Source organism: Marinicauda pacifica (assembly GCF_004793635.1).
Taxonomy (GTDB): domain Bacteria; phylum Pseudomonadota; class Alphaproteobacteria; order Caulobacterales; family Maricaulaceae; genus Marinicauda; species Marinicauda pacifica.
The window spans coordinates 117385-144013 of record NZ_SRXV01000003.1; the positions used below are offsets into that span (position 1 = coordinate 117385).

General features: G+C 64.3%; 20 protein-coding genes. 8 read left to right on the forward strand and 12 right to left on the reverse strand.

Annotation, left to right across the window (positions count from 1 at the left end):
• Nucleotides 1–112 precede the first annotated feature (112 nt).
• From E5162_RS10585 to E5162_RS10635, 11 genes are all read right to left on the reverse strand, one after another.
• Nucleotides 113–1663: a hypothetical protein gene (locus tag E5162_RS10585; protein ID WP_135945236.1), complete on the reverse strand. Its 1551-nt coding sequence runs from the start codon at nt 1661–1663 to the stop codon at nt 113–115.
• Between the two features lie 304 nt (nt 1664–1967).
• Nucleotides 1968–4934, reverse strand: a complete 2967-nt coding sequence (locus E5162_RS10590) for a rhamnosyltransferase WsaF family glycosyltransferase (RefSeq protein WP_158291283.1) — start codon at nt 4932–4934, stop codon at nt 1968–1970.
• 127 nt (nt 4935–5061) lie between these two features.
• Nucleotides 5062–5880 carry an ABC transporter ATP-binding protein gene (locus tag E5162_RS10595; protein ID WP_135945238.1) on the reverse strand — a complete coding sequence of 273 codons (819 nt, stop codon included), beginning with the start codon at nt 5878–5880 and terminating at the stop codon, nt 5062–5064.
• A complete protein-coding gene (locus E5162_RS10600; RefSeq protein WP_135945239.1) occupies nt 5877–6650 on the reverse strand; it encodes an ABC transporter permease in 774 nt (257 codons plus the stop codon). The genes E5162_RS10595 and E5162_RS10600 overlap by 4 nt, the downstream gene beginning before the upstream one ends.
• A 106-nt stretch (nt 6651–6756) precedes the next feature.
• On the reverse strand, nt 6757–9405 hold the full coding sequence (locus tag E5162_RS10605; protein WP_135945240.1) for a glycosyltransferase family 2 protein: 2649 nt from the start codon (nt 9403–9405) through the stop codon (nt 6757–6759).
• The gene (locus tag E5162_RS10610; protein ID WP_135945241.1) at nt 9405–10205 is read right to left on the reverse strand and encodes a hypothetical protein; all 801 of its coding nucleotides are present in this window, start codon (nt 10203–10205) and stop codon (nt 9405–9407) included. The genes E5162_RS10605 and E5162_RS10610 overlap by 1 nt, the downstream gene beginning before the upstream one ends.
• A 51-nt stretch (nt 10206–10256) precedes the next feature.
• Entirely contained in the window at nt 10257–11309 is a 1053-nt protein-coding gene (locus tag E5162_RS10615; RefSeq protein WP_135945242.1) for a glycosyltransferase family 2 protein, read from the reverse strand.
• Nucleotides 11306–13024, reverse strand: a complete 1719-nt coding sequence (locus E5162_RS10620; protein ID WP_135945243.1) for a hypothetical protein — start codon at nt 13022–13024, stop codon at nt 11306–11308. The genes E5162_RS10615 and E5162_RS10620 overlap by 4 nt, the downstream gene beginning before the upstream one ends.
• 159 nt (nt 13025–13183) lie before the next feature.
• The gene (locus tag E5162_RS10625; protein WP_135945244.1) at nt 13184–14227 is read right to left on the reverse strand and encodes a sulfotransferase family protein; all 1044 of its coding nucleotides are present in this window, start codon (nt 14225–14227) and stop codon (nt 13184–13186) included.
• Nucleotides 14228–14281: 54 nt separating this feature from the next.
• On the reverse strand, nt 14282–15850 hold the full coding sequence (locus E5162_RS10630; protein WP_135945245.1) for a hypothetical protein: 1569 nt from the start codon (nt 15848–15850) through the stop codon (nt 14282–14284).
• A 5-nt stretch (nt 15851–15855) separates the two neighbouring features.
• A complete protein-coding gene (locus tag E5162_RS10635; protein WP_135945246.1) occupies nt 15856–16932 on the reverse strand; it encodes a phytanoyl-CoA dioxygenase family protein in 1077 nt (358 codons plus the stop codon).
• A gap of 200 nt (nt 16933–17132) precedes the next feature.
• Between E5162_RS10635 and E5162_RS10640 the strand changes: the two genes are divergently transcribed.
• The 8 genes from E5162_RS10640 to E5162_RS10675 are packed head-to-tail and all read left to right on the forward strand — an operon-like array spanning nt 17133 to nt 25670.
• The gene (locus E5162_RS10640; protein WP_135945247.1) at nt 17133–18695 is read left to right on the forward strand and encodes a hypothetical protein; all 1563 of its coding nucleotides are present in this window, start codon (nt 17133–17135) and stop codon (nt 18693–18695) included.
• Between the two features lie 3 nt (nt 18696–18698).
• Nucleotides 18699–19628, forward strand: coding sequence for an NAD-dependent epimerase/dehydratase family protein (locus E5162_RS10645; RefSeq protein WP_135945248.1), 930 nt, complete (start codon nt 18699–18701; stop codon nt 19626–19628).
• Nucleotides 19629–19636: 8 nt separating this feature from the next.
• Nucleotides 19637–20974, forward strand: coding sequence for an NAD(P)/FAD-dependent oxidoreductase (locus E5162_RS10650; RefSeq protein WP_135945249.1), 1338 nt, complete (start codon nt 19637–19639; stop codon nt 20972–20974).
• Nucleotides 20964–21401 (forward strand): GtrA family protein, encoded by a 438-nt coding sequence (locus tag E5162_RS10655; RefSeq protein ID WP_206751101.1) that lies wholly within the window; start codon nt 20964–20966, stop codon nt 21399–21401. Before E5162_RS10650 ends, E5162_RS10655 begins: the two co-directional genes overlap by 11 nt.
• The gene (locus E5162_RS10660) at nt 21398–22822 is read left to right on the forward strand and encodes a UbiA family prenyltransferase (protein WP_158291284.1); all 1425 of its coding nucleotides are present in this window, start codon (nt 21398–21400) and stop codon (nt 22820–22822) included. Before E5162_RS10655 ends, E5162_RS10660 begins: the two co-directional genes overlap by 4 nt.
• Complete coding sequence (locus tag E5162_RS10665) at nt 22819–24159, forward strand: FAD-binding oxidoreductase (RefSeq protein WP_135945252.1); 1341 nt, start codon at nt 22819–22821, stop codon at nt 24157–24159. Before E5162_RS10660 ends, E5162_RS10665 begins: the two co-directional genes overlap by 4 nt.
• Entirely contained in the window at nt 24152–24916 is a 765-nt protein-coding gene (locus E5162_RS10670; protein WP_135945253.1) for an SDR family NAD(P)-dependent oxidoreductase, read from the forward strand. Before E5162_RS10665 ends, E5162_RS10670 begins: the two co-directional genes overlap by 8 nt.
• A 19-nt stretch (nt 24917–24935) precedes the next feature.
• On the forward strand, nt 24936–25670 hold the full coding sequence (locus tag E5162_RS10675; protein ID WP_158291285.1) for a VTT domain-containing protein: 735 nt from the start codon (nt 24936–24938) through the stop codon (nt 25668–25670).
• Here E5162_RS10675 and galU read toward each other — a convergent pair.
• The gene (gene galU / locus E5162_RS10680; RefSeq protein ID WP_135945255.1) at nt 25667–26545 is read right to left on the reverse strand and encodes a UTP--glucose-1-phosphate uridylyltransferase GalU; all 879 of its coding nucleotides are present in this window, start codon (nt 26543–26545) and stop codon (nt 25667–25669) included. The two genes, E5162_RS10675 and galU, sit on opposite strands and share 4 nt — an antisense overlap.
• Between the last annotated feature and the right edge of the window lie 84 nt (nt 26546–26629).

Below are 26629 nucleotides of genomic sequence, written 5' to 3' on the forward strand. Positions count from 1 at the left end.
GTCTCTACCCCACACGATAAAGCCTGTCACTCATCGGGCCACGGCAGAGCATCAGACAAAAAGAAAAGGGCGGCCGAAGCCGCCCTTTCCCCATCCAGATAAGAAATCTGAATTAGCCGTCGTAGTCAGCACCGAAATCGGACAGCGTACCGGCGCCCGAGAGGAGCATACGGTCGCAACCATTGCCGCCGAAGGCGCGCGGGTCGGCAACCGACAGGGTCACATCGGCGCGGGAGAATGCGCCAGAGACCGCCGAGATCATATCGCTGGTCACGATAAGCTCTCCGGCCGGAGCCCCAATGACGCCGAGATCGTAAGTGCCGTTGGCACCATTCACAGCGTTGGTGAGCGATGCGAACACACGAGCCGACGTACCGTTGATGTAGCAGCGGAAGATGCTGTCCGTGCCGCCGCCGTCACCAACCCAACGGAATGCATTGCCATCGGAGTCAGCCTGAGAGACGCCTTCGAGGGCGATCGTCTGCAGGGCCGCACCGTTGACCGCTTCGCCGGCAAGATTCACGTTGGTCACGCCGGTGAAGGTTGCGGAGACAGTCGGCGTCTGGAACGAGATCGGAGTTCCGAGATCACCGCCGTCTTCGACGAGCGCAAACTCCACATTGTCACCATTCGCAATGTCGGCCAGCGTAAGCGCCGTGCCGCTGATGGTCGCGGTGGCACTGTTCGGATTGCTCGACGTGAAGTTCACTGTCGGCGTCGCGCCAGAGTCAGAGCCTTCAAACTGGATACCCGTGAAGCTCGAAGCGCTCGGCAGGGTGACAGTGAAGCTGGCATTGGACGCGTGCGTACCAAGGTCGAACGTCTCGTTCAGGGCGGCGGGATTCACACCGGACAGCACACCGCCGGCGTTCGAGAATGCGATGGACCCGAGGACCGCGTCTTTGACGGGCGGGCCGACTGCATCAATGTCAAGCGCGTCGAAACGAATACCTGCACCGCCAGCGGTGCCTTCAGCTTCCGTGACCACGGTATCAGCCGATACACTGACCAGCACACCGCTGGCCACACGAACGAGATCGACGCCGCCCGCCTGGGTCGGAGCAGAGCGGTAGGTTTCGGTGTAGATTACGGCGTTGTTGCCATCGCGCACTTCGACCGAAGCGTTGCCAGCGCCGCGGGCTTCCAGGTCGACGTCGAACTGGATTTCGTTGGCGTTGTCATCGCAATTGCTGTTGCCGCCGGTCGTCTCGAACGTGACCGATTGCGATCCAATGGCACCGCCAGCGGACACGACCATCGTACACGCGGCACCACCCGGGCTGGCGAAATCCGTATCCTGAACCTGGGTATCGAAATGCAGACCGCCGGTCAGCGTGAGCTTGATGGAGACCTTTTCGGCAGCCGACAGCGAGTCAAAGAGCGGCGTGCCACCGGCACCGAGTTCGGTTGCATCGAACTGGAACAGGATACGACCATCGGGCCGAGCTGCGGAGAGGTCGGTTTCCGAAGCGAAGATCTGAGCCGGACCGAAATCGGTTGCGTTCAGGGCCGATTCGACAGTCAGGCCAGGTTGCTGAGCCGACGGCACCTGAGCGACGGCAGCACCGGCAGTGAGTGCGACAAGAGCCGCGCCGGTAAGAAGGTGAGACAATTTCATTGGGTAATCCCCCATTAGGTTTAAGCCATGGCTGTTCAGCGCCATGGGGTTCCTCGATCGATCCAAGTGCCCTGCAGAGGCACCGTCACGCCCCCCTCATTGAAGAAAGGCGCCGAACGGGCGTCATCTAAGGGCAGTGCCGGGTGTGAAGTCAATAACAATTTCCCCGAAGAGACGTCATTTTAGTCACCCACACCCCGGCCCGAAAGCCCTTGTGTTGTTAACGCGCAACGGTCTTGTGATTAGCACCCCGAATCTTGACGCCCGATGAACACGATCACCAGTGACACAGTTCGGGTGCAGTCCGCGTGCAGGGCGGTGTTTGCAAACTGCCCGAGATGTTTAGCAGCTATCGGCCGCGTTGGTAAGTGAAAACGGGGGCGAGCGGGAGCTGCGCCTCGTTGAAGCCTTGCAGGCGGGCTGCGTTCTGTGCCAGCCGACGGTCGAGCGCGGCCTCGTCGAGGCCCGCCTCGATGGCAAAGGCGATGTCGGCGCCGTTCATCATCGACAGGCGGGCGGCGTAATCGGCCTGGCTCTGAATCGAGAGGTCGACGCCGAAGAGCTGCTTGAAATAGCGCATCTCGGTGCGGGCGCGCTCCTCGACCTCACGTGCGGTGTAGTCGTGGGAGTGGCGCACGGCGGCGCGGTCGACATAGACCTTGCGGTAGCCAGCCAGGATGGCGTCCCAGGCATAGGCCTGGTCCTCGCCGTAATCGATGTCACGGAAGCGCAGACGCTGCCACACCTTGCGCGAGTAGCAGGCATTGTTGTCGGAATTGAAGCGCAACAGGCCAAGCCAGGATTCGTCGCGGGCGCGGAATTTCTTGGGCTTGGTGTCCGCGTCGAGGATGGGCGGCAGGGCGGCCAGCGTGTCGAAATGGGCGTCGAGATCGCGCGCGGTGAACGGGTCGGCCCCGGTGTGGGCGAAATGGCGCCCGAAGGCGAGCGCGGCGCCGTCGACCGCGTCGAGCGTGCCGGCGAGATGGTAGAGCCAGTACTCGCTGTCGGGGATCGCGTCCTGGGTGAGGAAGGCGACATACTCGCCCTTCGCCGCCGCCATCGCCCGGTTGCGCGTCCCCCCATGGGAGAATTCGCGCTGGTCGATGCCGATGACGCGCACCTCCGGGAAATCCTTGTAGATCTCCACGCTGCCATCGGTCGAGGCGCTGTCGATCACCAGGATCTCGAACGGCCAGGGCGCGCGCTGGGTCTGCAGCGTCTTCAAGAGACCGCGAATCGCCTCGCCCGGATTGTAGGTCGGAATGCAGACGGTCGCGAAGGGCGTCTTCGAATCGCGGGCCGGCTTCACCGAGCCCGGCCGCGCGCTCAACGCGTCGTTGCGCTCCAGCTCGGCGCGCATGAAATCGGCAAAGCTGGCGGCAATGTCCTCATACGTATGGCCGGTCACCCAGTCGAAGGCGAGGTCGGCGCGCGTCTTGCGCTCCTTCGGGTCGTCGATGACGCGCGCCAGCGTCTTGGCGATCTCCTGCGGGCGCGGCTCGGCCAGGAAGATCGTGCCCTCCTTGAAGGTCGCCCGCGTGCTTTCGTTGGAGATGTCGACGACCGGCAGGCGGCAGCCCATCATGCCGATGCTGGCGATGTTGTAATTGGTCGCCGACAGGGCGAGACCGATGTCGCAGGCGCGGTAAAGGTCGGCCAGATCGGCTTCGGCCATCACGCCGTGCAGCTTGACCGGGAAGGGCCAGGGCTTTTCAGGATCCCAGTCCTGGCCGAAGACGTGGACCAGGATGTCCGGCTTGGTCTTGTGCAGCTCGTACAGGCCCATCACGGCCAGCTCGACTGCCCGGCGGCTGGTGAAATGGCGCCCGTAGAAGGCGATGTGAACCGTGTCTTCACCGGCCAGCGGGGAGGCGCGCAGGGCGCGGCGCTTGCGCTCGAAACCAGGCGCGTCGCTCGCCGGATAGTACATCGCGCCGTCGATCGGGAAGCTGAAGCTCTCCACCCGATTGCCGAACGCCTTCATCTTTGACGCAAGCCACGGGCTGCAACAGAAGCACGGAATGCCCTGCTTGTAGGTCTCTTCGGCCAGGATGTGCTGCGACCCGGCCGGGAAGAACATCGGCTCGTAATCCTGCACGAAATACAGCATCGCGCCGGCTTGCGCGTGTTTGAGCCCCGACCAGACCGTGGACACGTCGGTGAGCACCAGCACGTCCGCCTCGATCGAACTCATCGGCTCGAGCAGGCGCACCTGGGCTTTGAGCGGCTGGAAGTAACGGATGATGTCGTTGCGCGCATCTTCCGCATCCGGCCGCTGGGACGGATAATTGATCCAGATCGTGTTGCGGTGCCCGAGAAACTCCAGCCAGTTGATCGTCTTGAAGATCGACATGTGCCCGCCGGCGCCCGGCGTGAAATCTGGAATGATCCAGTGAATGTCGAGACAGGACGGGTCGTAACCGCCGCGATAGAAATGCGCCGTCCGCGTCAGCCCCAGGGCATCGTCCGATGTCAGAGCCTCGAGCTGGGCATTGTTGAAGAACTCCGCCGGGGTGGAGAATTGCTTGCCGGTCTGCGCCACGCCGGTCGCCGAAGCCACAGGCAGCGCCTTGCGCAACTCCTTGCGGCCACTGGCCAGGAAGTGGGCGAGTGGCTCCAGTTCACGCTGCGCGGCGACATCGGGATAGGCTCTAAGATAAGCCAGCGCATCGAAGCGCGCAGAGGGCGAAAGTCCTGTCTTCCACCCCTGGGAGGCGTAGTGAGCCAGGGCAAATTCGTCCTTGGCCAGACCGGCCTCGGCCCGGTAATACTCAGCATCGAAATAGGCGTTCGGCTCGCGCCCTTCTTTCCAGCCTCTCGCCAGATAGTGCGCAACCGGATCCTGTCCGGCCGCAGCAATCTCCGGATAGGCCTTCTTGTACCAGGATTTGTCGATATAGAGCGAAAGCGGGTGGCCCTTGATCGGGTGTCCGTCGGCGGCATGGGCAAGCGCCGCTGCCCCCGGCCCGGCAGGAATATCGAAAACGATCTGGCGCGGCGTGCCCAGGACCGGATCGACACCGTCGGCCAGCGTCACGACCACTTCATGCGGCGCGCCGTCCATCAGCGCGTCGGGCAGCGCGCACTCGAAGGCTCGCGCGCCGATCTTCTGGGCAACGAGGTCGGCGCGCGGCAGGTTGGACTGGACGGTCGAGACGAACTCGTCGTCGACGAAGATGTCCAGACGCACGGCGCGCCCGCCCCGGTGGGCCCATCCGAGAAGCTTTCCGTCTACGACCCGGTCCACCGACCCGGCGACGCCGGACACGTCCGTCTCCGGCGTTTTCATCGCAGATTTGGGTTCGCCATCACTCATCAGATAACCCTCGCCTTTCGCGCGTCTGCCGCCGGTCCTGCGTCGTAGCCTGCCGCATGGCGCCAGGCAAAGTATTCCGCGCTTCCTCCGGACGTCCCGGCCAAGACGCGGGGTTGATTTGCTGCGTCTACTGGGCCGCCTCGCCGCTCTGCTCCAGGGTGGCCCGAGTGCGCTGGATCGCATCCTGCAACTCCGAGACCGGCCCTTGAAGCGCGATCTGGCCGTGGGACAGGATCATGAATCGGGTGCAGGTCCGCTCTATGAGTTCCGCGCTGTGAGAGGCGAAGACCATGACCCGCGATTGCTCCAGCAGTTCGAACAGACGCGCCTCGGCTTTCTTCATGAAGTCCTGGTCGCCGGTCGAGATCCATTCGTCCATCAACAGGATATCGGGCTGGAAGCTGGTCGCCACCGCAAACGCGAGCCGGCTCGCCATACCGGAAGAATAGGTCTTCACGGGCAGTTCCAGATACGGGCCCAACCCGCTGAAGGTGGCGATCTCGTCGATCTTCGAGCGGATGTGCGCCGGGTCCAGCCCGCGCGAATAACCCAGCAGGAAGATATTCTCCCGGCCATTGGCCTCGATATCCATGCCCAGACCGATGTCGAACATGGTCGCGACATCGCCATCGACCTCGACGCTGCCTTGCGTCGGCGGGTAAACCCCGGCCAGCGCGCGAAGCAGGGTCGTCTTGCCGGCACCATTATGGCCCATCACGCCCAGGCGCTCCCCCGGACGCAGGTCCAGATCAAGCTGCGTCAGGGCGCGGACGCGCAGCGGTCCGTGGCGCATGGACAGGAGGCGGCCGCCAATCTCGGTAGAGAGCAGGGACTGCTTGAAACTGCGGCTTTCGGCCGAATAGATGGGCAGTTCCACCGTGAGGTTTCGCACCCGCACGACAGCGTCTGACGAGGCGTCCGCGGTCTTGGAGTCAGGCGAAATCATATCCAGAACACCACTTTGCGCTGATGGCGGATGAGGGCGAAGACGGCAACCGCCCACCCGATTACGGCAAGTGCACTGCACACCGCGATACTGATCCCGGCCGGCGCCTCACCCATAAGCGGGGCGCGCACGATCTCCAGAAAGTGCGCGAAAGGATTGTAGAGCACATAGGCCGAGCGGAAACCCGAGACCGCGCTCGGCACCCAGAAGATGGGCGTGACGAACAGGAAGAAGCCCATCAGCTGGGAGATGAGCTGGCCCAGATCGCGATAACGCGCCGACATCAGCGCGACCAGGATCGAGAGCCAGGCCAGATTGACCAGCAAGAGCGGGAAGGTGAACAGCAACGGCAAGGGATCGGGCGTCGTGCCGAAAATCACCGCGACCACGACGAAGACGAACATGTTGTGTCCGAACACGATCAGATTGCGGACCACGATCCGCAACGGAAAGATGATCGGCGGCACCGAGGATTGACGCAGGATCGAGCCGGCTTGCGGAAACGCGTTCGTGGCATCCACCACGGTGCTGGAGATCAGGAACCAGAACAGGAGACCGGCCGCCAGGAAGGGAAAATAACCGTCCTGCGAGATATTCATCAGGCCCGAATAGAGAAACCCGATGCCGGCAATGGTGAGTGCCAGGTGGCCTACCGTCCAGAACGGACCGATCACCGACCCGCGATAGCGCTGCTTGATGTCCTGCCAGGCCAGAAAGGTCCAGAAACGCCACCGGCGCATGCCGCCGGCAATGGTTTGAAGACCGGTCATCGCACCGTCCCGTATAATTCCGCCCCCGCGGCGTCGCGCAGCCCGCGACGACTCTCTACGGGGCTCACTGTCTTGAGGCAAGAAATCGATACACGGTTGAACTTGCTCATGCCCGCTCCTCGCGAAGACGGAAATCCTCGTGCGTCCGGGACAGGTGAATGGAGTAGAAAGCGTCCGGCTTCGTGTTCGTCTGCCAGCGCTTCATCATGTACTCGGCTTCGGTCTGGAAGCGGGCGCGCTTCTCCGGGGAGTCTTCCTGCCCGCGGCTGACCGATTCATGGTGGTAGAGTTCGGCGAAGGGCGTGAACAGATTGCTGTAGCCAGCCTCGCGCACGCGGAGGCAGAAATCGACATCGTTGAACGCGACGCGAAGTTCGGTCTCGTTCAGCCCCCCGACCTCTTCGAAGACCGCGCGTCGCACCAGCAGGCAGGCGGCCGTCACGGCCGAGACTTCGTGAGTGACGGTCATGCGGCCGAAATAGCCGAACGTGTCGCGCGGAAGATATTTGTGCGAATGCCCGGCAACGTCGCCAATGCCCAAGACCACCCCGCCATGCTGGATGCGCTCGTCGGGAAAATAGAGCTTCGCGCCGACACACCCCACCATCGGGCGCGCAGCCAGGCTGGCCATTTCCGACAGCCAGTCATCGTGGATGATCTCGATATCGTTGTTGACCAGCCCCAGGATCGAGCCCGTCGCCTCGCGCGCCGCGAAGTTGTTGATCGCCGAATAATTGAACGGCCGGTCGTAGCGCAGCACGCGCACGCGGTCGTCCTGTTCCAGTTCCTTGAACAGACGCAGCGCCTTGGGATCGCTCGACTGGTTGTCGACCAGAAGGATCTCGTAGTCGGGATAGTCGGTCTTCTCCAGGATCGATCCTACCGAAAGCTGGACGAGATCGGCCCGGTCCCGCGTCGGGATGATCAGGCTGACCCGCGGAGCCGGCGCCGGCAGATCAAAGCGCACCCGGTAATAGGGCGACTGCCCCGCCTGGCCGATCGTGCCCTGATCGTCGCGCCGGTCGAGATGCTCCAGCAGCGCGCGGCGGCCCGCCTCGAACGTATAGGACTTCTCACCCGCTCCTGCCGCGGCGCTGCCCGGGATGGAGCGCCAGTGGTAGAGGATCTTGGGCAGGTGAACGATGTTCCGGCCGTCGACATGGTCGACGATGCGCAGGTTGAGATCATAGTCCTGGCTGCCGTCGAAGGCGCTGCGCCAGCCACCCACGGCGCGGATATTGTCCGCGCGATGGACAGTCAGGTGGTTGAAGTAATTCTGGCTGAGCAGCAGGTGGTAGGAAAAATCGGGCTTGAAGAACGGGTCGTAGCGCCGCCCCTGGATGTCGATCTTGTCCTCATCGCTGTAGATCAGCTCGGCACCCGGCGAGCGTCCGATGGCAAGAACAATTTCGGCCAGAGCCTGGGGGCGAAGCACGTCGTCGTGATCGAGCAGTGCAATCCACTCGCCATCGGCCAGCTCGAACGCGCTCTGCGTCGCGGCCGATATGCCCCCGTTTTGCTCGCGGAAAACCACCTGGATGCGAGAATCTCGCTGCTGCCAAAGCTCAAGCCGGCGGCGCAGCGCGGCATCCCCCGAGGCATCCTCGGCAATGCAGAGCTGCCAGTTGGTATAGAACTGGGAGCGGACGGACTCGATCGCCTGGTCCAATAGATCGATCGGGGTCTTGTAGGCGGGCATCACGATCGAGATCAGCGGCAGCTCGCCGAGCCGGCCGATCGCCTCGCCATACTCCTTGCGTGTGGGATGAACGTCGAACCGCTCGATCCAACGCTCGTATTCTGCGCCGGTCTTATGAAGCGACAGGACCGGCTCTGTACTCGCCGGCATCGAAACGGGCAGCGCGAAATGTCGCTCCATCGTCTGACCCGCTCGCAGCGCTCTCCAGAGCCGCCTCGCCTGTCGTTGCTCGCGCGTGGCGCGTAAGACGCGGGGCCGCAGGAGATCGAGTCCCGGATTATGGCAGGGTTCGAGCCGGACCATGCCAAGCGCACCGCTCACCCCGGACAGGTCGCACGGATCGAAGCGCACGCTTTCGACCTCATCGACGAGGTGGACATAACCGCAGTAATGCCCCCCACCTGCCGGAAACAGGGTAGCGCTCTCTTCTTCCGTCCAGGCCCCCGCACGCGGCAAATAAACCCTGGGCGAGACCGGCCGGTCAGACTCCATGCTGACGCTGATCCGCCACCAGCCCGGCTGGAGCGGCCGCGGCAGCGCGAAATAGGCATGGGGATCGTGGTTGAGGGTGCGGAAGGCGCCATTGGGGTCGAACGTCATGCCGTGAGCGGCAATGTCGTTCTCGGACGCGGCGACAAGATCGGAGCGCCCTTCCGCGCGGCCGGGGCGTGCGTGAAAGGCGCAGACTGATCGCCCGTCGCAGCCAAGAGCTGCCGGCTGAACGCTGATGGAGAGATCACGCGCGAAAAACGCGCCGATATGGGGCCTGACGAACAGCGTGCGGGTGCCACGCGGCAGGACGAGGCGCAGGCCCTCGCCGAAAACCGCCGGATTGACGCCGAAGCGCAGCGAAGGCGCGTCTTGCCGGCCAAAATCGAATTCGACCACGGGAACCAGCTCGCGGTCGTGGCCGGGCGCGCAGATCGACAGATGTACTTCTACATCGCCGAGCCGGGCCTGCCGCGCCAGCTCGCCCGGCAACTCGACCCGGATCGGCACATGCCCTCGATACCAGATGCCATCGGCACGGCGCACAAGAGCGTCGCGTCGCATCATCACAAATCCCCGATCCGCTTCAGGGCAAGCTGAGCAGGTTCGGTCGCGATATCCGGCGAAGCGGAATGGATGCGGTAATGGCGCAGCGGCGTCGCATACTCGGACGTGTCCACCGCGTAATTCTGAACATACCAGCCGGCATCGAATGCCGGGTTGGGTTTATGGCCGAGCGGCGCGCCGCGCAGGATGTAGTGAGCCAGCGGATCGCGGCGCATCGCGGCAACCTCGGGATAGGCAGCCGAATACCAGAGCGGATCAAAATCGGGATTGGGCCGGCGTCCTTCGGCAGAGCCATAGCGCAGATAATGGTCGATCGCGGTCTCGACCGTGCAATGCCCGGCCAGGTCGCCATTGGCGGCAAGATACCATTCCGCCTCGAACAACCCGCTGGCGGTAATGACAGCGCGGTCCTCGTCGATCAGACCCTGCTCGGCCTTGATGCTTTCCTTGTAGGCCGTGTACCGGCCGCGAAGCAGCGCAATCACCTTGCGCAACTGGTTGTGGACCCGACCGGCCAGAGACGGGAAGCGGCGCCCGAAACGGCGAAACAGCCCGCCGACGCGCCAGACAAGCGTCTTGTCCCTCGCGCGCAGGGCGGTCGCGTACTCGGTCGCGCGCCGCTCGGCTTCGTCGCGTTCGGCCATCAGCAATTCGATCACTGCGGCACTGTCGCGATAGCGCGCCTCAAGCCGGTTATACCGCTCGCGCATCAGCTCCACGGAGCGCTGCTCGGCGTGGCCGGTGCTACCCGACTTCGTGTCGCTCGTCCTTAAGGCCTTGCGTTCGCTCAGCGTTGTCATATGCCGACCCTTCAAACCCCCGGGAAATTGCATGAAGCACGCGCGCCGCGCCTAGACAACCCGTCTTGCACCCATCTTGCGACGCTTTCCATCGCGTCCGGTCACCACGCCACGCTCCGTGATCAGACGCGGGCGCCATGCCATCATGCGCGCAAGCACACCGGTTGGCGTGGTGCGCTGTCTCTGCTCGATGCGCCTGTCCTGCCAGACCGGACCGAGGCCCGTCCACGCCGCCTTGTAGGCCGCGATCAGGTCGCGGCGATAATCCGGCGTCGGCGTGCGTAGAAGCATGCGCAGATTGACCGCGATGTGCGCGGGCAACATCAGCCAGAACAGCCAGCCCGGCGTGTTCTTCACAAAGGTCCAGATTCGGTTGCGGTGCCCGTGGAAGACCGTGAAGGTGGAGTGGCGACCGGTCGTCCCCGATCCGGCGTGGCGCAGGATTGCATCAGGCACCTGCACCAGACTCCAGCCGCGTGACCGCAGGCGGTAGGCGAGGTCCAGATCCTCGCAATAGCAGAAGAAGCGTTCGTCAAAACCGCCAATGGCCTGGAAGGCCTCTGTCGCGTACAGCGCGCCGGCCGCGCAGACTGCGAAGGACTCCCCCTCCCCGGGCGCATCGGTGACCGGCCGGCCTTCCAGCGCCCTCCAGCCCAGCCCCGCGGCGTGCCAGACATCGCCTACGCCGTCGAGGATGTCCGGGTCGTCCAGCTTGACCTGCGTCGAGCCGAAGCCGGCGACGCCATCCCAGCGCACCGTGGCGCCCATCAACGCGGACAGCCAGTCCGGATCGGGCTCGGTGTCCGGGTTGAGGGTCGCAATCCAGGGCGTTCCAGCTGCCATCGCGACCCGGTTATTGCCTGCGGCAAAGCCCAGATTCTCGCCCGCGCGGTCAATCCGGAACCGCGCATCGGGCAGGCGCAGCGTCTCGACCGCCTCGTCGGACGAGCTGTTGTCCACGATGACCGCGTCAAACCGGGTAAAGTCCTGGCGCGCAAGCGCGTCCACACATGGCTGCAGGAAGCGACCGGCATTGTAGGCCACGATGATGACCGTGACGGCCGGGTCGGTGCCCTCGCCGTCAGACTGCAGGATCTGGCTCATCGCCGGGCGAATTCACAGACGGCCAGACGGCCGCCGGCTTCGTCCAGAATGGCGTACGCGACGATCGTCTCGCCCTCCGCACTCCGGGTATGGCCGAGCCAGCCCGAGCGACTGTCGGTGACAACGGGCTCGGCGGCCATCACATCGGGCCGGTCGATGAGCCGCTGACCGTAGCCGCGAACCTCGCCGCTCCCAGAGACAAGCAGGATTTCGTTGACCGGCCTCTGGGGCTGCGTGGCAAACACCCAGCCGGTCGCGCGCACTCCTTCTCCCTCCTGGCCGGCGCCGACCGTGCGGCGCTCGTCGATGACGCCAAGGCATTGCGACGGGTCGACCCGGTCCGCGATCGAATCCAGCGTCTGCCCGATCCAGTCATCGCGACCGCTGGCAAACACCGAATTACCGGCCTCGCGCAGCACCGCAGCCTGCTCCATCACCTTCTGTGGCGAAGGATAGATCCCGGCCAGGATCTCGTCCTCCCGAACACCGGTCAGCACTGCCGACTCGGCCCGCTCCAGCCGATCACCCTGTGCCCGGGCAAGGTCGGTCCAGCCTCCACGATGAGTCAACGCCAGAATGACGACGATGAAAAAGGTCAGCGTCAGCACGCTTTGAGCGGTCGTGCGCCATATCGCGCGGGGCAATTGCCTGGAGAGCGACCAGTACAGGGCGCCGAGCGACGCCCAGAACAGGAAGACGGGCGTAGCGTAGCGCGACGACAGGGCCTGCTCGGCGCCCAGCTCCCAGCGTCCGGCGCCGGTCATCACCGCCACGACGACGACCAGACCGCAAATGGCCAGCAGAACGAACCGCGCTCGCGGTCCGTTGCGCACCAGCACGATCAGGCCGGCAAGCAGCGCCAGCGACAAACCGGCCAGCCCCGTCAGCGCGGCAGCGCGCACCTCCGTCTCGAGTACGGGCAGCAGCGCGGTAACCGGGCCCGAGGACGCGAGATGGCGCAGCGGTCCGCCCAGGAAGACAAAGGCGTAGTAAAGGATGTTGAGCGGTGCCGAGAGCGTGGCCACGGGCTCGGATCCGGCCGAGCTGAGAATCCCGCCCTGGAAGTAGGCAACCCAGATCAGAATCCCGGTGGCGGCATAGATCACGATCCGGCGGACCGGAGCCCGCATCAGCACAAGAAAGACCGCGCAGGCCGGCAGCACCAGAATCCCGGCGGACAGGCAGAGCGCGGCGGCGATCCCGCACGCCACGGCCCCGGCATCGCGCCAGAGCGTCGCTTTGCCCAAGAGGGCAAGAATGAAGGTGATCGTGGCCAGCAGATAGACCAGCACGAACTGAACCTGGAAGCCCCAGTAGAAATTCTCGATCTGCGCACCGGAAAAAAGCAGCGCGACGACCAGCGCCCCGATCAGCGCCAATGCGGGACCGCGGACCCCGGCGCGGCGCGCGACCCAGACCAGGGCAGCCGCATGAAGGGCCTGGATCAGCTGGATGGCCGCCAGAAGAAACAGGTTCCGGCCTCCGAAAACACTGGAATCGATCGCAAAGAACAAGCGTGGAATGGCAATGCGGTGTTCGTTGTGCGCACTGAACAGATGAGCCAGATACTGGCTTGTCACCACCTCTTCCCACTGATCCCAGAATGGCAGCGGAGAGTAGGCTGACAGCACCGCACGCCAGGTCAGGATCAGCGTGAGTGCCGCGAGCGCGGCCAGAAGCACACCTGCAAAACGAAGAAGATAGCGATCATTCATGGCAAACCCTGATCGGATGCAGTGGCGGGATGCGGCTGGTTCACCGGGTCGATCGACCGTCGATTGGCACGGCCGCCGATAGCCCGACCGGCGGACCCGGCTGCTTAGCGCGCCGCGCGCCGTTAGACCAGTGGCAGAATGATCGCGCCGCGAGCAAGCTCATGTCGACTGGCGCCGGGCGGCATCCCACGCCAGCTCGGCTTCATCCACGAGGCCGGCGCCAGCAAATGTCTGGCCGGCCAGGAGCTGAATACGCGCCAGGTGCTCGCCGCCTTCCAGGGCCCGGCGGCACGCGGCAACCGCGCCGGCGACGTCACCGCGCGCCATTGAGCTCCTAGCTTCGCTGGCGTGGTGATCGGGCAATGAGAGATGCAGATCGGATCCAGCAGAACGATCCGTCCCGCGATGCTCCCAGAGATCGAGCCAGTCCTGCCAGAGCGTTTCGATCGCGGCCTCGTCGCCGAGCCCATCCTCGGACAAGACCGCATAGAGCCGCTTGATGTGATCGCCGGCCGTGGGGTGATCGAAAAGCCGGTCCGCGTCGGACCGGTGGTGCTGATCGGCCGACACGATCGCACCCGCGGCGTCGCCCGCCTTGCCGTCAATCGCCAGCCCGAGGGCGCTACCCAGCCGTTCGAGCGCGCCTTGAGGGTCTGCGACCAGAGTTTCGTAATGGACCAGCGCGCGGTCATGCCCGCGACTGAGGCGCACGGCCTCCATCATGTAGGCAAACCACAGATCGAGCGCGTGGGCGAAGCCCATTCCATCACGGCGATAGAGGGAAGCCGCCACGCTCAGCGGGTTGCGGCACAAGATCACAAGCTTGCCAGTATGGCCCAGCGTTGCGAACGCCTCGGTCCAGACCGGAAGCGTGCGCGAAATGCGCGGATCCTTGACCAGCGGCGACCGCTTCAGCGCAAAGAGCGTGCGCAGGACTTTCGCCGCCTGACCGGCCCAGTCCGATACCGTGGCTATGCCGGGAAGGTCGAATGGCTTCGGATCGGCCCAGTGCCGGGCCTGCCTCTCAAGCAGCTCGTCGTTGAGCTCGACGACCGGCCGCGCTTCGAAATAGCCCTGCCGGTTGAATTCGTTGGCCTCCAGCAGATCGTTCGCCTGTTCAAGTCCGAACGCTTCCAGACTCCGGGTCAGCGCCGATGTGCCGGACCGGTGCATTCCGAGAACGATAAACGCTGATTGGGTCAATGCTGCCTTGCCTCGTCTCGACTCGAAATGCCGGTTCGCTTCAGATCAGACGGCTCACCCTGTCAGTCCGGCATTGAAGATGAAATAGACCAGAAGGGCGAGCACGATCTGCGAGGCCGCCACGATCAACGCAAGAATGCGGCTGATCCGGGCCGCGATCACCATCGAGACCGCGAAGACCGCCAGTTGCGGAAACAGGCTGCCCTGGTGGGGTATCGCGTTGCCCGGCTCGAACATCAGACCGGCCCAGATCAGCAACGCCAGGAAGGTAGCTGCCGTCAAGGCGCGCAGGCGCGCAATGGCCAGCCCGGCCAGGCCGAGCGGGACCATCGGCGCCAGCACCCCAAGGCTGTAGGAAACGGTAAAGAAATCGAGCGCGCGAAGATGAGCGGCAAAGCTCACCGGATCGTCGGCAAAGGCCAGGCCGAGCTTGTCCAGGAGATGACCGACCGGCTGCGCGACGATCGCTTTGACATTCAGCCACCGCACGTAGATCCAGTCCAGGACGCTGACCTCGCCAAGCGAGGCTCTCATCGCGTCAGAGATGCTGGTCCCGTCCGGCTCGCCGCGTCCGGCCAGGTGCCATTTCACCAGCCGGGTCCCGGGCGGATCGACAAAGCGCTGGTAGAACGTCCACGGCAGATAGCACACAGCGAACACACCCAGCCCGGCAACGCTGAAACGCCAATGCGGGAGACGGTGGAGCAGAAGCGCAGCTGCGGCAAACGCGACAAGGACAAACGCCGTCGCGCCATGGGCACCCAGGGCCAGTGCAGCGGCAAGACCTGCGATCGCTCCGACGAGACCGCGCCGGCGCTGAACGTCGAATTCGCCAGTGAAGAAGAGTGCGGCGGTCACGCATAACAGTCCGGCTGGCACCAGCTTGGGCCAGACAAACACTGCGTGGACGATCACCAGCGGGCTGGCTGCCGCAACCACGCCTGTCAGGGCGGCCACCTTCCAGCTTCCCGACAGCGCCCGCGTCAGCAGGTAGACCCCGATCAGCGCATACATCTGCAGGAGCGTCGCCAGCCCCTGATAGTAGTAGGCCGCCATGTCTGCGGACATGAGCGGAGGCGTCCACAGCAGGGTGAAGCCCGTCTGCAAGGGAGGACGATCCGAACTAAGCCAGTCACCATTCATCGGAGAAGGGACCGTCCCGCTCAGCAGAAATTGCGCAAACTGGTAGGGGAGAAAGTTGTCGTTCGGCAGCGGGTGGCTGAACCGGTTCGCGGCTACGGCGAACGGATCGGTCAAATCGGCGCCCGCAAATCCGGCGACAAGAAGCAGGAATCCGAACGCAAAAGATACGAGGACGGGCCAGGTCAGCCCGTCCCACCCGATGGCGGCAACGGCGCGGTTCAATGGCGGGCGGACGAGCGATAGAGCTCCGGCCGCGATCAGGACCCAGATCGCAAGCCGTACGACATGTCCGATGACCGGCGCGACGGTGAAGGCAAGAACACAGATCCAGGCTGCCACGGCGCTGGCAACCAGCCCGCCTCCCAGCGACACGATCTCGTTCTCGCCCCGGCGTGCAAGCAACCCGGCCGGAACCAGAATGGACAAAGCCAGGCAGGCCCCGGAGAACAGCGCAAACAGCAGAAGGAAGAAAAACGCCATGACCGCTACCGCTTGTAGGGGCGGCGTTCGAACTGGCCGTAAGTCAGGTAATGCTCCCCGGCATCCACACCGGCCTCGGCGACATCGGGATGCAACTCCAGATAGAGCTCGGAATTAAAATCGTCGGGAACATCACGATGAATCGTCACCCCGTGGCGCATCCGGTGGATGAAATCCTTCGGCACGTCGTTGCCCAGATAGCGATTGGGTATCTGCGCGCCGGTCATGATGTTGGTCATGTCGCGCAGGTACATGCGTCCGTATCCGGGATCGGAATTGAGCGGCGTATAGTAGAGGCAGTCGTCAAAATAATAGTGCGAGACCTGAGACCAGCGGGTGCGGTCCAGATCGAGATGTCGTTCCCCGCCATGCAGCAGGTTTGACGCCCAGATCAGCGCCTGGCCTTTCCTCGCGTGAAATTGTTCGCGCTCCAGCCCCTGGGCCTCGACCAGCTCGCGCCACATCGGCTCGTAGGTCTGCTGCCCGGTGGCCAGCCAGTCGTCGGCGAAATGGCCGATATGCTCGTTGGTGAAGATGGGCAGCTTGTGACTGCCGGGATAATAGACCAGCGGACCGTTTTCAGAATCGATGTCTTCCAGCGCGACCCAGACTCCGCACATGAAACGCTCGGGGATCGAGGAGAAGTGAACCGCGTCGGTGTGGAAGTGCTGCTGGGTGCCAACAGGAAAATTCAGCGTCTGGAAAGGCCAGGCCGGTCGACCGTAGAGATATTCCAGCAATTCGAGAATGGCCCGGCTGCCCGCCACCCGACGCACGGCAGGATTGTCCTTCCAGGCGTCCTGAATGCGCAGGCTCGCGCCCCGGTCGCGTCCCTCGCGTCGCCAGCCGTCGAAATCGTAGCGCGGCTCAAGGTCCGATTTGATCTCGTCGGCGAGCGCGTCGAAATCCTCATCGGGGAAATCGATGATCGCATAGCCTTTGTCGCGGAGACTGACCGCCGCCTCGTACCAGCCGGGTTTGGCCTGCTTCTGGTTGAAGAGACGATCAAAGAACGGCGATTCCACATCGGGCACGCCGGGCAGAGGGTTTTGCCACGACTCGTTGCTGTTCGCGTCTGCCACGTTATGCCCTCCCCGGCCTGGATTGCTTGCGAGTGTAAAAAAACAGCTTTATCAGAAACCGGCACTCAGGCAATTACGCCCTTCACGAGAGGGTGATAGCGAGCGCGATCCGCCGACAAAGCGCGCGCAGGGGACGGACAAGCCTCATGTCGAACCGCCGCGAGCGCCAGCGAAGCCCTCTCAGGACGGTGCATGCGGGCGTGCTTACGCCTGCTTTCATCATCTGCCTCTCCTTCGCGCTCTATGCCGGGCTCCTGGCAGCAACCTTCGATTGGGAGCTGCTCGATCACCACCTCTTCCGGCAGGCGCAGACGGCAACCGCGATCCGCGAGCTGATGCGCGACGGCCCGTGGCTGGCCTATCGCATCCCGGTCCTGGGTCCGCCGTGGACGGTGCCGTTCGAGTTTCCCCTCTATCAGATCATATCTGCCAAGATCGCCGGCCTGCTCGAGCTTGAAGCGCGCCATGGCGGGCGAATGGTCGCGGCGGTGAGCGGAGCGCTCTGCGTCGCGGCGCTGGCCCGGCTGGCCTACCTTCTGAGCGCCACGCGGCTTCAGATCGTCACCATCTCGCTCGTCTTCGGGCTCTCGCCGATGATGATCTACTGGTCGAACGCGGTGATGATCGAGACCTTTGCGCTGGCAGCTTCCCTCGTGATGACGGTCTGCGCCTGCGAATATCTCTACCGCGACCGCGTCTGGGCCCTCGCCGGAGGCACCCTGGCAGCCATCTGCGCGGCGCTCGCCAAATCCACGACGTTCGGGCTTTACCTTCTCTTCGTCTTCGCGTTGTTCTCCATCGAATTCCTGCGCGTGGCCTGGTTCGGTTTTGCGTTTCGGCGCAGTGCCATCAAGGGACTGGCGGAGCACTTCTTCCAGCGCGTCCTGGCCGGCGTATTCCTGCTCGGCCCAGCCCTGCTGATCGGCTACGCCTATGTCGATTTTGCCGACCGCGTGAAAACGCAGTCCGTGCTAACGGGCTGGCTGACGTCGGCCAATCTGTCGCAATGGAATTTCGGCGGGTCGAGGCTGGAGAGCCTGCGTCCGATTGTTCACGATTTCTATGCCGGCCAGCCCCCCGTGCTCGTCGAGGCACTTGGAGTTCTGGGACCGGTTCTTCTCGCCCTGGCCGCCATGGGCCTGCTTGCCGCGGGGCCGCGCTACTGGCTGCGCGCCGGCGGGCTCGGCCTCGGATTCTTAAGCGGGCCACTCATTTTCGCCAATCTTTACATGGTTCATAACTACTACTGGGTTGCCGTGCTGCCTTTCGGAGCCGCCTTCATCGCGCTGGGACTGGAACGGCTCATCGCCCTGGTCGCGCGCCTGGCGCGGCGCGCCGGCCTGCCGGTCGGCCGGCGCCGCCATGGCGTCCTGTTTGCCGTCTTCGCGCTGGCCTTTGCCGGCAGCTCTGCCATCACGATGAAGACATTTTTCCTCGACCCGCCGACGGAATATCGCGCGGGCCTTATGGGGGCGGCAGAAGCGGTGCGGGCGCACACCGAACCGGACGATATCGTCCACGCGTTCGGCCTGACCTGGAGCCCGGCCCTGCAATACTTCATGGACCGCCGCGCCGTGATGGGCACCCACGCGGGCGACCTCACCATCACCTACGCGCTGGAGCAGGGTCTCGAGCCGGTTGCGCTGGTGCTGTGTGAATCGCAAAAGTCAAAGCTGGACGAGTACACGGCGACACCGTTATTCGCTGGGTCGTGGCAGCTCGTTGCCGAGAACCCGCTTTGCCAGACCTATGTCAGGGGATAGTCCGTGGAACGCGTCTTCATCACCGGGGCTGCAGGCCTTGTCGGCCAGAACCTGATCGCGTCGTTGAAAAATGACGACGCCTACCAGATCGTCGCGGCCGACAAGCACACGGAAAATCTCAAAGTGCTGCGGGAGCTGCATCCTGAGGTAGAGGTCATCGAGGCCGATCTTGCCGAGGAAGGCCCGTGGCAGGCCCGCCTCGGCGAATGCGAGCATGCGATCTTCCTACATGCCCAGATCGGCGGCCTGGACGAGAGCGAATTCGTCCGCAACAACCTGACCGCCACCGAGCTCTGCCTGGACGCGATGAAGCGCGGACGCACGCGCTATCTGGTCCATGTCTCGTCATCCGTGGTCAATTCCATGGCCGACGACTTCTACACGCGCTCCAAGACCCGCCAGGAAGAGATCGTCGAGCAGTCCGGATTCACGCATGTCACCCTGCGCCCGACCTTGATGTTCGGCTGGTTCGACCGCAAGCATCTCGGCTGGCTGAAGCGCTTCATGGAGCGCGCGCCCGTATTCCCGATCCCCGGCGATGGCCGTTATCTGCGCCAGCCGCTGTATGGCGGCGACTTTTCCGCCATCATCGCGGCATGCCTGCGCCAGGAAATCGAGGGGTGCTACAACATCTCGGGCCGTGAGCGGATCGACTATATCGATCTGATCGCGCGCATCCGGTCAGTGACGGGCGCGAAGACGCCGATCGTCAAGATCCCGTACTGGGCCTTCGATGTCATGTTGCGGACCTACGCGGTGTTTGATCGCAATCCGCCCTTCACCACCCATCAGCTCAAGGCGCTGGTCACCCCGGATGTGTTCGAGGTCATCGACTGGCCGGAAATTTTCGGCGTGCGCGCGACCCCGCTCGACGAAGCGCTTGAAGAGACGTTCTGTCACCCCGAATACTCGCAAATCTCGCTGGAATTCTAGATCCCCCCATGGCCGATACCGCGCAATCCCCCTCGCAGAAGCTGATCGTTCTCGGCGCTGGCCCCATGGGTCTCGCCGCCGCCTACGAGGCCTTGAAGGCAGGCTATGACGTCGACGTCATCGAAGCTGACGACCGGCCGGGCGGCATGGCGGCCCACTTCGACTTCGACGGCCTGTCGATCGAGCGCTTCTATCATTTCTGCTGCCTGTCGGACACCGACACGCTGGCCCTGCTTGAAGAGCTGGGGATGCCGGATGCGATGAAATGGGTCAGCACCAAGATGGGCTATTATCTCGACGGCCATCTGATCCGCTGGGGCGATCCGGTCTCCCTGCTTCAGGCGCCGGGCATCGATATCGTGACCAAGGTGCGGTACGGGCTGCAGATGTTCCTGTCGACCAAGCGCAGCGACTGGGAACGCCTGGACAAGATCAGCGCCAAGGACTGGTTCATCGGCTGGTCCGGCCAGAAGGCCTATGACCGGCTCTGGCGCCGGCTGCTGGAACTGAAATTCTACCAGTTCGCCGACGATATTTCGGCCGCCTGGATCTGGCAGCGGATCAAGCGGCTCGGCAACTCGCGCAAATCTCTGTTCGAGGAGCGGCTCGGCTATATCGAGGGCGGGTCGCAAACGCTGATGAATGCGCTGGCTGAGGCAATCACCAAGCGCGGCGGCCGCATTCATTACAAGGACCGCGCGACGCATTTGCGCATCGAGGACATGAGGGTGACGGGCGTGGAAACCGCCTCCGGCGCCCACTTCGAGGCGGAGCACGTCATCTCCACCATCCCTACACCCTATGTCCCGGACCTGTTCGACGAGGCGCATGCCCAGCTGCGCGCGCCGTACGAAAAGATCAAGAATATCGGCGTGGTCTGCGTGCTGCACAAGTTGACCCGTCCGATTACGGACAATTTCTGGGTCAATATCAGCGATACGCGGATCGATATTCCCGGCTTCGTTGAATTCTCCAACCTCCGCCCGACCGACGGTCACGTCGTCTACGTGCCCTACTACATGCCCCAGACCCACGAGAAGTTCACGCGCGACGACGAGAGTTTCGTGGACGAGAGCTTCGGCTATCTGAAGACGGTCGATCCCTCGCTGAAGCGCGAAGACCTGCTCGCCTCCCATGTGGGGCGGCTGCGGTATGCCCAGCCCGTGTGCGAAACCGGATTCGCCGAAATGATCCCCGACCCGGTCACGCCGGTCAAAGGCCTGCAGATCGCCGACACCTGCTTCTACTATCCCGAAGACCGGGGCGTGTCGGAGAGTATCCGTTACGCCCGGCGGCTGGTCAGCCAGATCGGCGATGCCCGCCAGGACGAGCACGATGTCGCGTGAATTCATCACCTTCGTGGTGGCCGGCGCGATCGCGGCGGCCATTAACTGGCTCTCGAACGTGCTCTTGCTGTTCGTCATGCCGCTCGAATGGTCAGTGGTCGTCGCATACCTGATCGGCATGACCACCGCCTACACGCTGAACCGCATTTTCGTGTTCAAGCTGTCCGGGCGGCAGGTGCATGAGGAATACGTCCGCTTTGCCATCGTCAACGTCATCGCGCTGGCCCAGGTCTGGCTCGTTACGATGGGGCTTGCCCGGCTGCTGCTTCCCGCCATCGGGTGGACCTTCTACCCGGCCGAGCTGGCGCACGCGGTCGGCGTCGCCTCCCCGATCGTGACCAGCTATCTCGGGCATCGTTATTTCACCTTCGCCCCGAAGCCGGTCCTCGAACCGCTCGATCCGCCCCAGCAGGACGACCAGCCGTGACGACCCATCTGCCCCTTATTGTCGATCTGGACGGTACGCTGCTTCGCACCGATACGCTGGTGGAGAACTTTGCCGCAGCGATCTTCGCCCGCCCTGCCCGCACCGCAGTCTGCTGCCTGCGCCTGTATGAAGGGCGGCCGGCCTTCAAGCGGCGCCTGGCTGCGGATGTGGAGCTGGACATCGAAGCGCTGCCTGTGCGCGAGGACCTTCTCGAATTTCTCCAACACCAGCGGCAGACGGGCCGGCAGGTCCATCTCGTCACGGCCACCGACCAGCGCATCGCCGACCGGATCGCGGCCCATTTCGACGTCTTCGACAGCGCAACCGGGACGTCAACCGAGGTCAATCTGAAAGGCGCGAACAAGCAGGCCTATCTGCGCGAGCGCTTTCCCGAAGGCTATGTCTATGCCGGCGACAGCCGGGCCGACCTGAAAGTCTGGCAGGACGCCGACGCGATCATCCTGGCCGGCGCCTCGCCCGGCACCACGCGCGCCGCCGGCCGGCTCGGCAAGCCGGTCGAGCGAAGCTTCGAAAACGAGGCACTCACCACGCGGGTCTGGCGCAAGGCGCTCCGCTTGCACCAATGGGCCAAGAACCTTCTGGTCTTTGCGCCCCTGCTTCTCAGCGGCCTGTATTACGACCCCGCCGCAATCCTCGCGGCGATAACGGCATTCTTTGCCCTCGGCCTGGTCGCTTCGGGCACCTACCTGCTCAACGATCTGGCCGATCTGCCTGCAGACAGGCGGCATCGGTCCAAGCGCCTCCGGCCGATGGCGACCGGCGCCCTGCCGGTCTGGATCGGAATGATCGCAGCCCCCGCGCTCATCCTCGCCGGTCTTCTGCTGGGGCTCTTTGTCAATCTCGCGCTTGTCGTCGCGCTCGCTGCCTATCTGGCGACGACGCTGAGCTATTCTTTCGGGCTGAAGCGCAAACCGGTCGTCGACGTGATGATCCTGGCGGCGCTGTTCACGCTACGCCTCCTGATCGGCGTCGCCGCCATCGGCGCAGCGGTGTCGTTCTGGCTGCTCAGCTTCTCGATGTTCTTCTTCCTCTCGCTGTCCATGGCCAAGCGCCATGTCGAGATTGCCGCCGCCGAACCGGGCACGCGGCTGAACGGCCGGGGCTACACCGCGGAGGACGGTCCGTTCTCGCTCGGCGTGGGCCTGTCTTCCGGCATGGCCGCCATTGTCATCCTGTGCCTCTACGTGACCGAGGATGCGATGCCGGTATTGCGTTACTCCGAACCCGGGTTTCTCTGGGTGGTCCCGGTCGTGATTGGCTCCTGGGTATTGCGCATCTGGTTGCTCGCCCATCGCGGGGAGCTCGACGACGATCCGGTGGCCTTTGCGGTCGGCGACAGGATCAGCCTGGCACTTGGCGTCGTCCTGGCGGTCGCGTTCGCCGCGGCGAGCTTCCTGTGACCGACCCATTCCGCACCGAGACCGGGCACAAGTCCTGGGGCCGGGTGGTGGAGGGCGAGCACCAGGTCGCGCGTCCACGCCGGACGGGAGCGGTGCGCGATCTCCTGCACCAGGCCGGGGACCGCGGGCTCACCGCCCTCGCTTATGGTCTCGGACGGTCCTACGGCGACAGCAATCTCAATCCCGGCGGCGCATTGATCGAGACGCGCGGCCTGGACCGCTTCATTGCGCTCGACGTGGAGGCCCGCGTCCTTCGCGCCGAGGCCGGGGTGAGCTTTGACGACATCCTGCGCGCCATCGTGCCCCACGGGCTTTTCCTGCCGACGGTTCCCGGCACGCGCTATGTCACGCTCGGCGGCGCCATCGCCAACGATGTGCACGGCAAGAACCATCATTCGGCGGGCAGTTTCGGTCGCCATGTACGCTCGATCCGCCTGGAGCGGTCCGATCGCGGCATTCAAGACGTCACGCGCGAGACCGACCCCGAGCTGTTTGCCGCGACAATCGGCGGACTTGGCCTGACAGGGATTATTCTCGAAGCGGAAATCGACCTCGTGCCCATCGCCTCCGCCTTCATAGATCAGCGCACCGAAGCGCTGACCGGCGTCGACCATTTCTTCGACATTGCCGAGACGCGCGCGCAAGAGCACGAGCACACGGTGGCCTGGATCGACTGCACCGCAAGCGGCGACCGGCTCGGACAGGGCGTCCTGTCCTGCGGCGACTGGGCGGACGAGGGCGCGCTGACGCCGCATCCGGCCAAGGCCGGCCCGGCCCTGCCGGTCGACCTGCCCGGCTTCGCGCTCAACCCGCTCACGCTCAAGACCTTCAATCTCGCCTACCGCAAACGCCAGCTGATGAAGCCCGCGCGCGCGCGTATTCATTATTCCGGCTTCTTCCATCCGCTGGACTCGGTCCGGGACTGGAACCGGCTCTATGGCGCGCGGGGCTTCTACCAGTACCAGTCCGTCATCGGATTCGAGACCGCGCGCGAGGCAACGCGCGCCATGCTGACGCGTATCGCCGCGTCCGGGCTCGGGTCCTTCCTGGCTGTCCTCAAGACCTTCGGCGAATACGCGCCCGAAGGTGTGCTGTCTTTCCCGAAGCAGGGCGCGACGCTTGCGCTCGACTTTGCCAATACCGGCGAGCACACCCTCTCCCTCATGGCCGATCTGGACCGCATCGTGGCCGAGGCCGGCGGGCGTCTCTATCCGGCCAAGGACGGGCGCATGTCCGCCGGCATGTTCAAGGCCGGCTATCCGGACTGGACGCGCGTGGAAGCCATGCGCGACCCTCTTCTTTCCTCTCAATTCTGGCGCCGGGTGACCGATGACTGATCAAAACCGCAAGATTCTCGTGCTGGGCGCCCTCTCCGCGATGGCCCGCGAAAGCGCCCGGGTGCAAGCAGGCAAAGGTGCCTCGCTCTACCTGGTGGGCCGCGACGGGGAAGCCCTGCGGGCCGAAGCCGACGATCTGCGTGTGCGCGGGGCTGGCACGGTCGATACGCTGGCCATGGATCTTACCGACACGATCCAGACCGACACCATCCTGGCCAATGCAAGCGCGGCACTGGGCGGGCTGGATACGATCCTGCTTTTCTACGGCGTTCTGGGCGACCAGGCCGGGGCCGAGACCGATCCCGGCGAAGCCGCCCGCATCATGGACGTGACCTATACCAGTGCCGCCCAATGGGTGCTGGCTGGCGCGCGCCATCTGGAAGCCGGCGCGAAATCGCGCGGCGTCCTGATGACCGCCTCCTCGGTCGCGGGCGATCGCGGACGCCGGTCCAATTTCGTCTACGGCTCCGCCAAAGCCGGCCTCTCGGTCCTGATGCAAGGCCTGGCTCACAAATGGGGCGGACTGGATGACGCGCCGCGCGCCGTCAACCTGAAGCTGGGCTTCGTCGATACGCCCATGACCAGCGACGTCGAAAAGGGCGGCCCGCTCTGGGCGTCGCCCGAGGACATTGCCGCGATCGTCGACCGGGCCATCGAGAAAAGCGGGCCGACCGTCTACGCGCCCTGGTTCTGGCGCTTCATCATGCTGGCCGTGCGTGCCACGCCGCATTTCATCTTCAAGCGGGTCAATCTGTAACCCGGCCCGGACAGGCCTCGTGTCATCACGCCTCACCTTCCCGCCCTTGCGCGTCGTGCTCTTCATCGGTTTCAGCCTGGCTGCCGGTCTGGCCGCGGCGCTGAACCGCGAGGCACTTCTCGTCCTCCTGGCCGCTCCGGAAACGGAGGGACGCGCGCTTGTGGTGTTTACCCTGGTGGCCGGGGCCTGGTTCTTCGCCTCCCAGCTGGTCCTGGCGCCGTTCGGCACGGTCTCGGTGATTGCCACCAGCGCCGTGATCGGATGGCAGGCGGGCCTTCTCTATTTTGCGGCCATGGTGCTCGCGGGCATGATCGTGTACGTGATCAGCTGGCAGACGCCTGGCCGGGCCTCGCGAACGCTGGCGCAATTCATCCGCGACCGGCGCCGCCAAGCCTTCCTGCGCCTGCTCAGCCGTCGGGCGCGCCGGCGACCCGTCCTGATGACAGCGGTGCTGCGGCTGGTCCCGGTGCTTCCAAGCGCAGGCTGCGCCATGGTGACCGGACTGTCCGGCTTCTCTCTTCGAGCGCTTCTTCTGGGCACGCTGGCAACCGGCTGGGTACGGCCGGTCCTGTTTGCCGTGTTCGGCGATCAGATCGCGACCGCCGCGCGTGAGGGCTTTGCCTGGACGAGCCTCCTCGCCAATCCGGCGCTCTGGATCTCGCTGGCCGGTCTTGGCGCGACCTCGGCCGCGCTCTGGCTGCTTCTTGCGCCGGCCGGCCCCGGGATTTCAGGGCCGCGTCAGGATCGCAATTAGCGGCGTGCCTTGAGCAAGGCCTCGACGACCTCGCGGCTCTGCGCGCCAAACTCGCCGCTTTCCAGCGCCAGGCCGACAAAGGCTTCCAGATAGCCGAGCTTGGAGCCGGTATCGTAGGTCCGGCCTGTGAAGGGGAAGGCGTGGAACGGGCTTGTCTTCATCAGCTTCAGCATGGAATCGGTGAGCTGGATTTCACCGCCTGCGCCAGGTTCCTGGGAAGCCAGCAACTGGAAGATCTCCGGCTGGAGGATGTACCGTCCAGAGATCATGTAGCGCGACGGGGCGGCCTCGCGAGCCGGTTTTTCCACCATGCCGCGCATCTCGATCAGACCGGACCGGGTCTCGCCCGGCTCGATGATGCCGTACTTGGAGACGTCCTCGGCCGGAACCTCCTCGACCGAGACCAGGTTGCCGCCGACCTTGTCGTAGGCTTCGACCATCTCGGCCAGGCAAGGCCGGTCATTGACCATGATCATGTCGGGCAAGAGCACGGCGAACGGCTCGTCGCCAACGATGTCGCGCCCGCACCAGATGGCATGTCCAAGGCCGAGCGGGGCTTGCTGACGGGTAAAGCTGAACGCGCCCGCCTCCGGCAGCAAGTCCTTGAGCTCGTCCAGCAGCGCGGTTTTCTTCTTCGCCTCCAGCCCGGCTTCCAGTTCGTACGCGCTGTCGAAATAGTCTTCGATCGCGCCCTTGTTGCGCCCGGTGACGAGGACGAAATGCTCGATCCCGGCTTCGCGCGCCTCGTCGATCACGTATTGCAGCGCGGGCCGGTCGAACACCGGCAGGAGTTCCTTGGGGATCACCTTCGTGGCGGGAAGCACGCGCGTGCCCATTCCGGCCACCGGGATGATGGCCTTGCGTACCCGTGTCATTCACGACCTCTTTTACTTGTTGAACGCCGCTGCGCCCGCAGCCGGAAACCTGAAGCAGGATAAGCCGTTTCGCCTCGCCAAGTA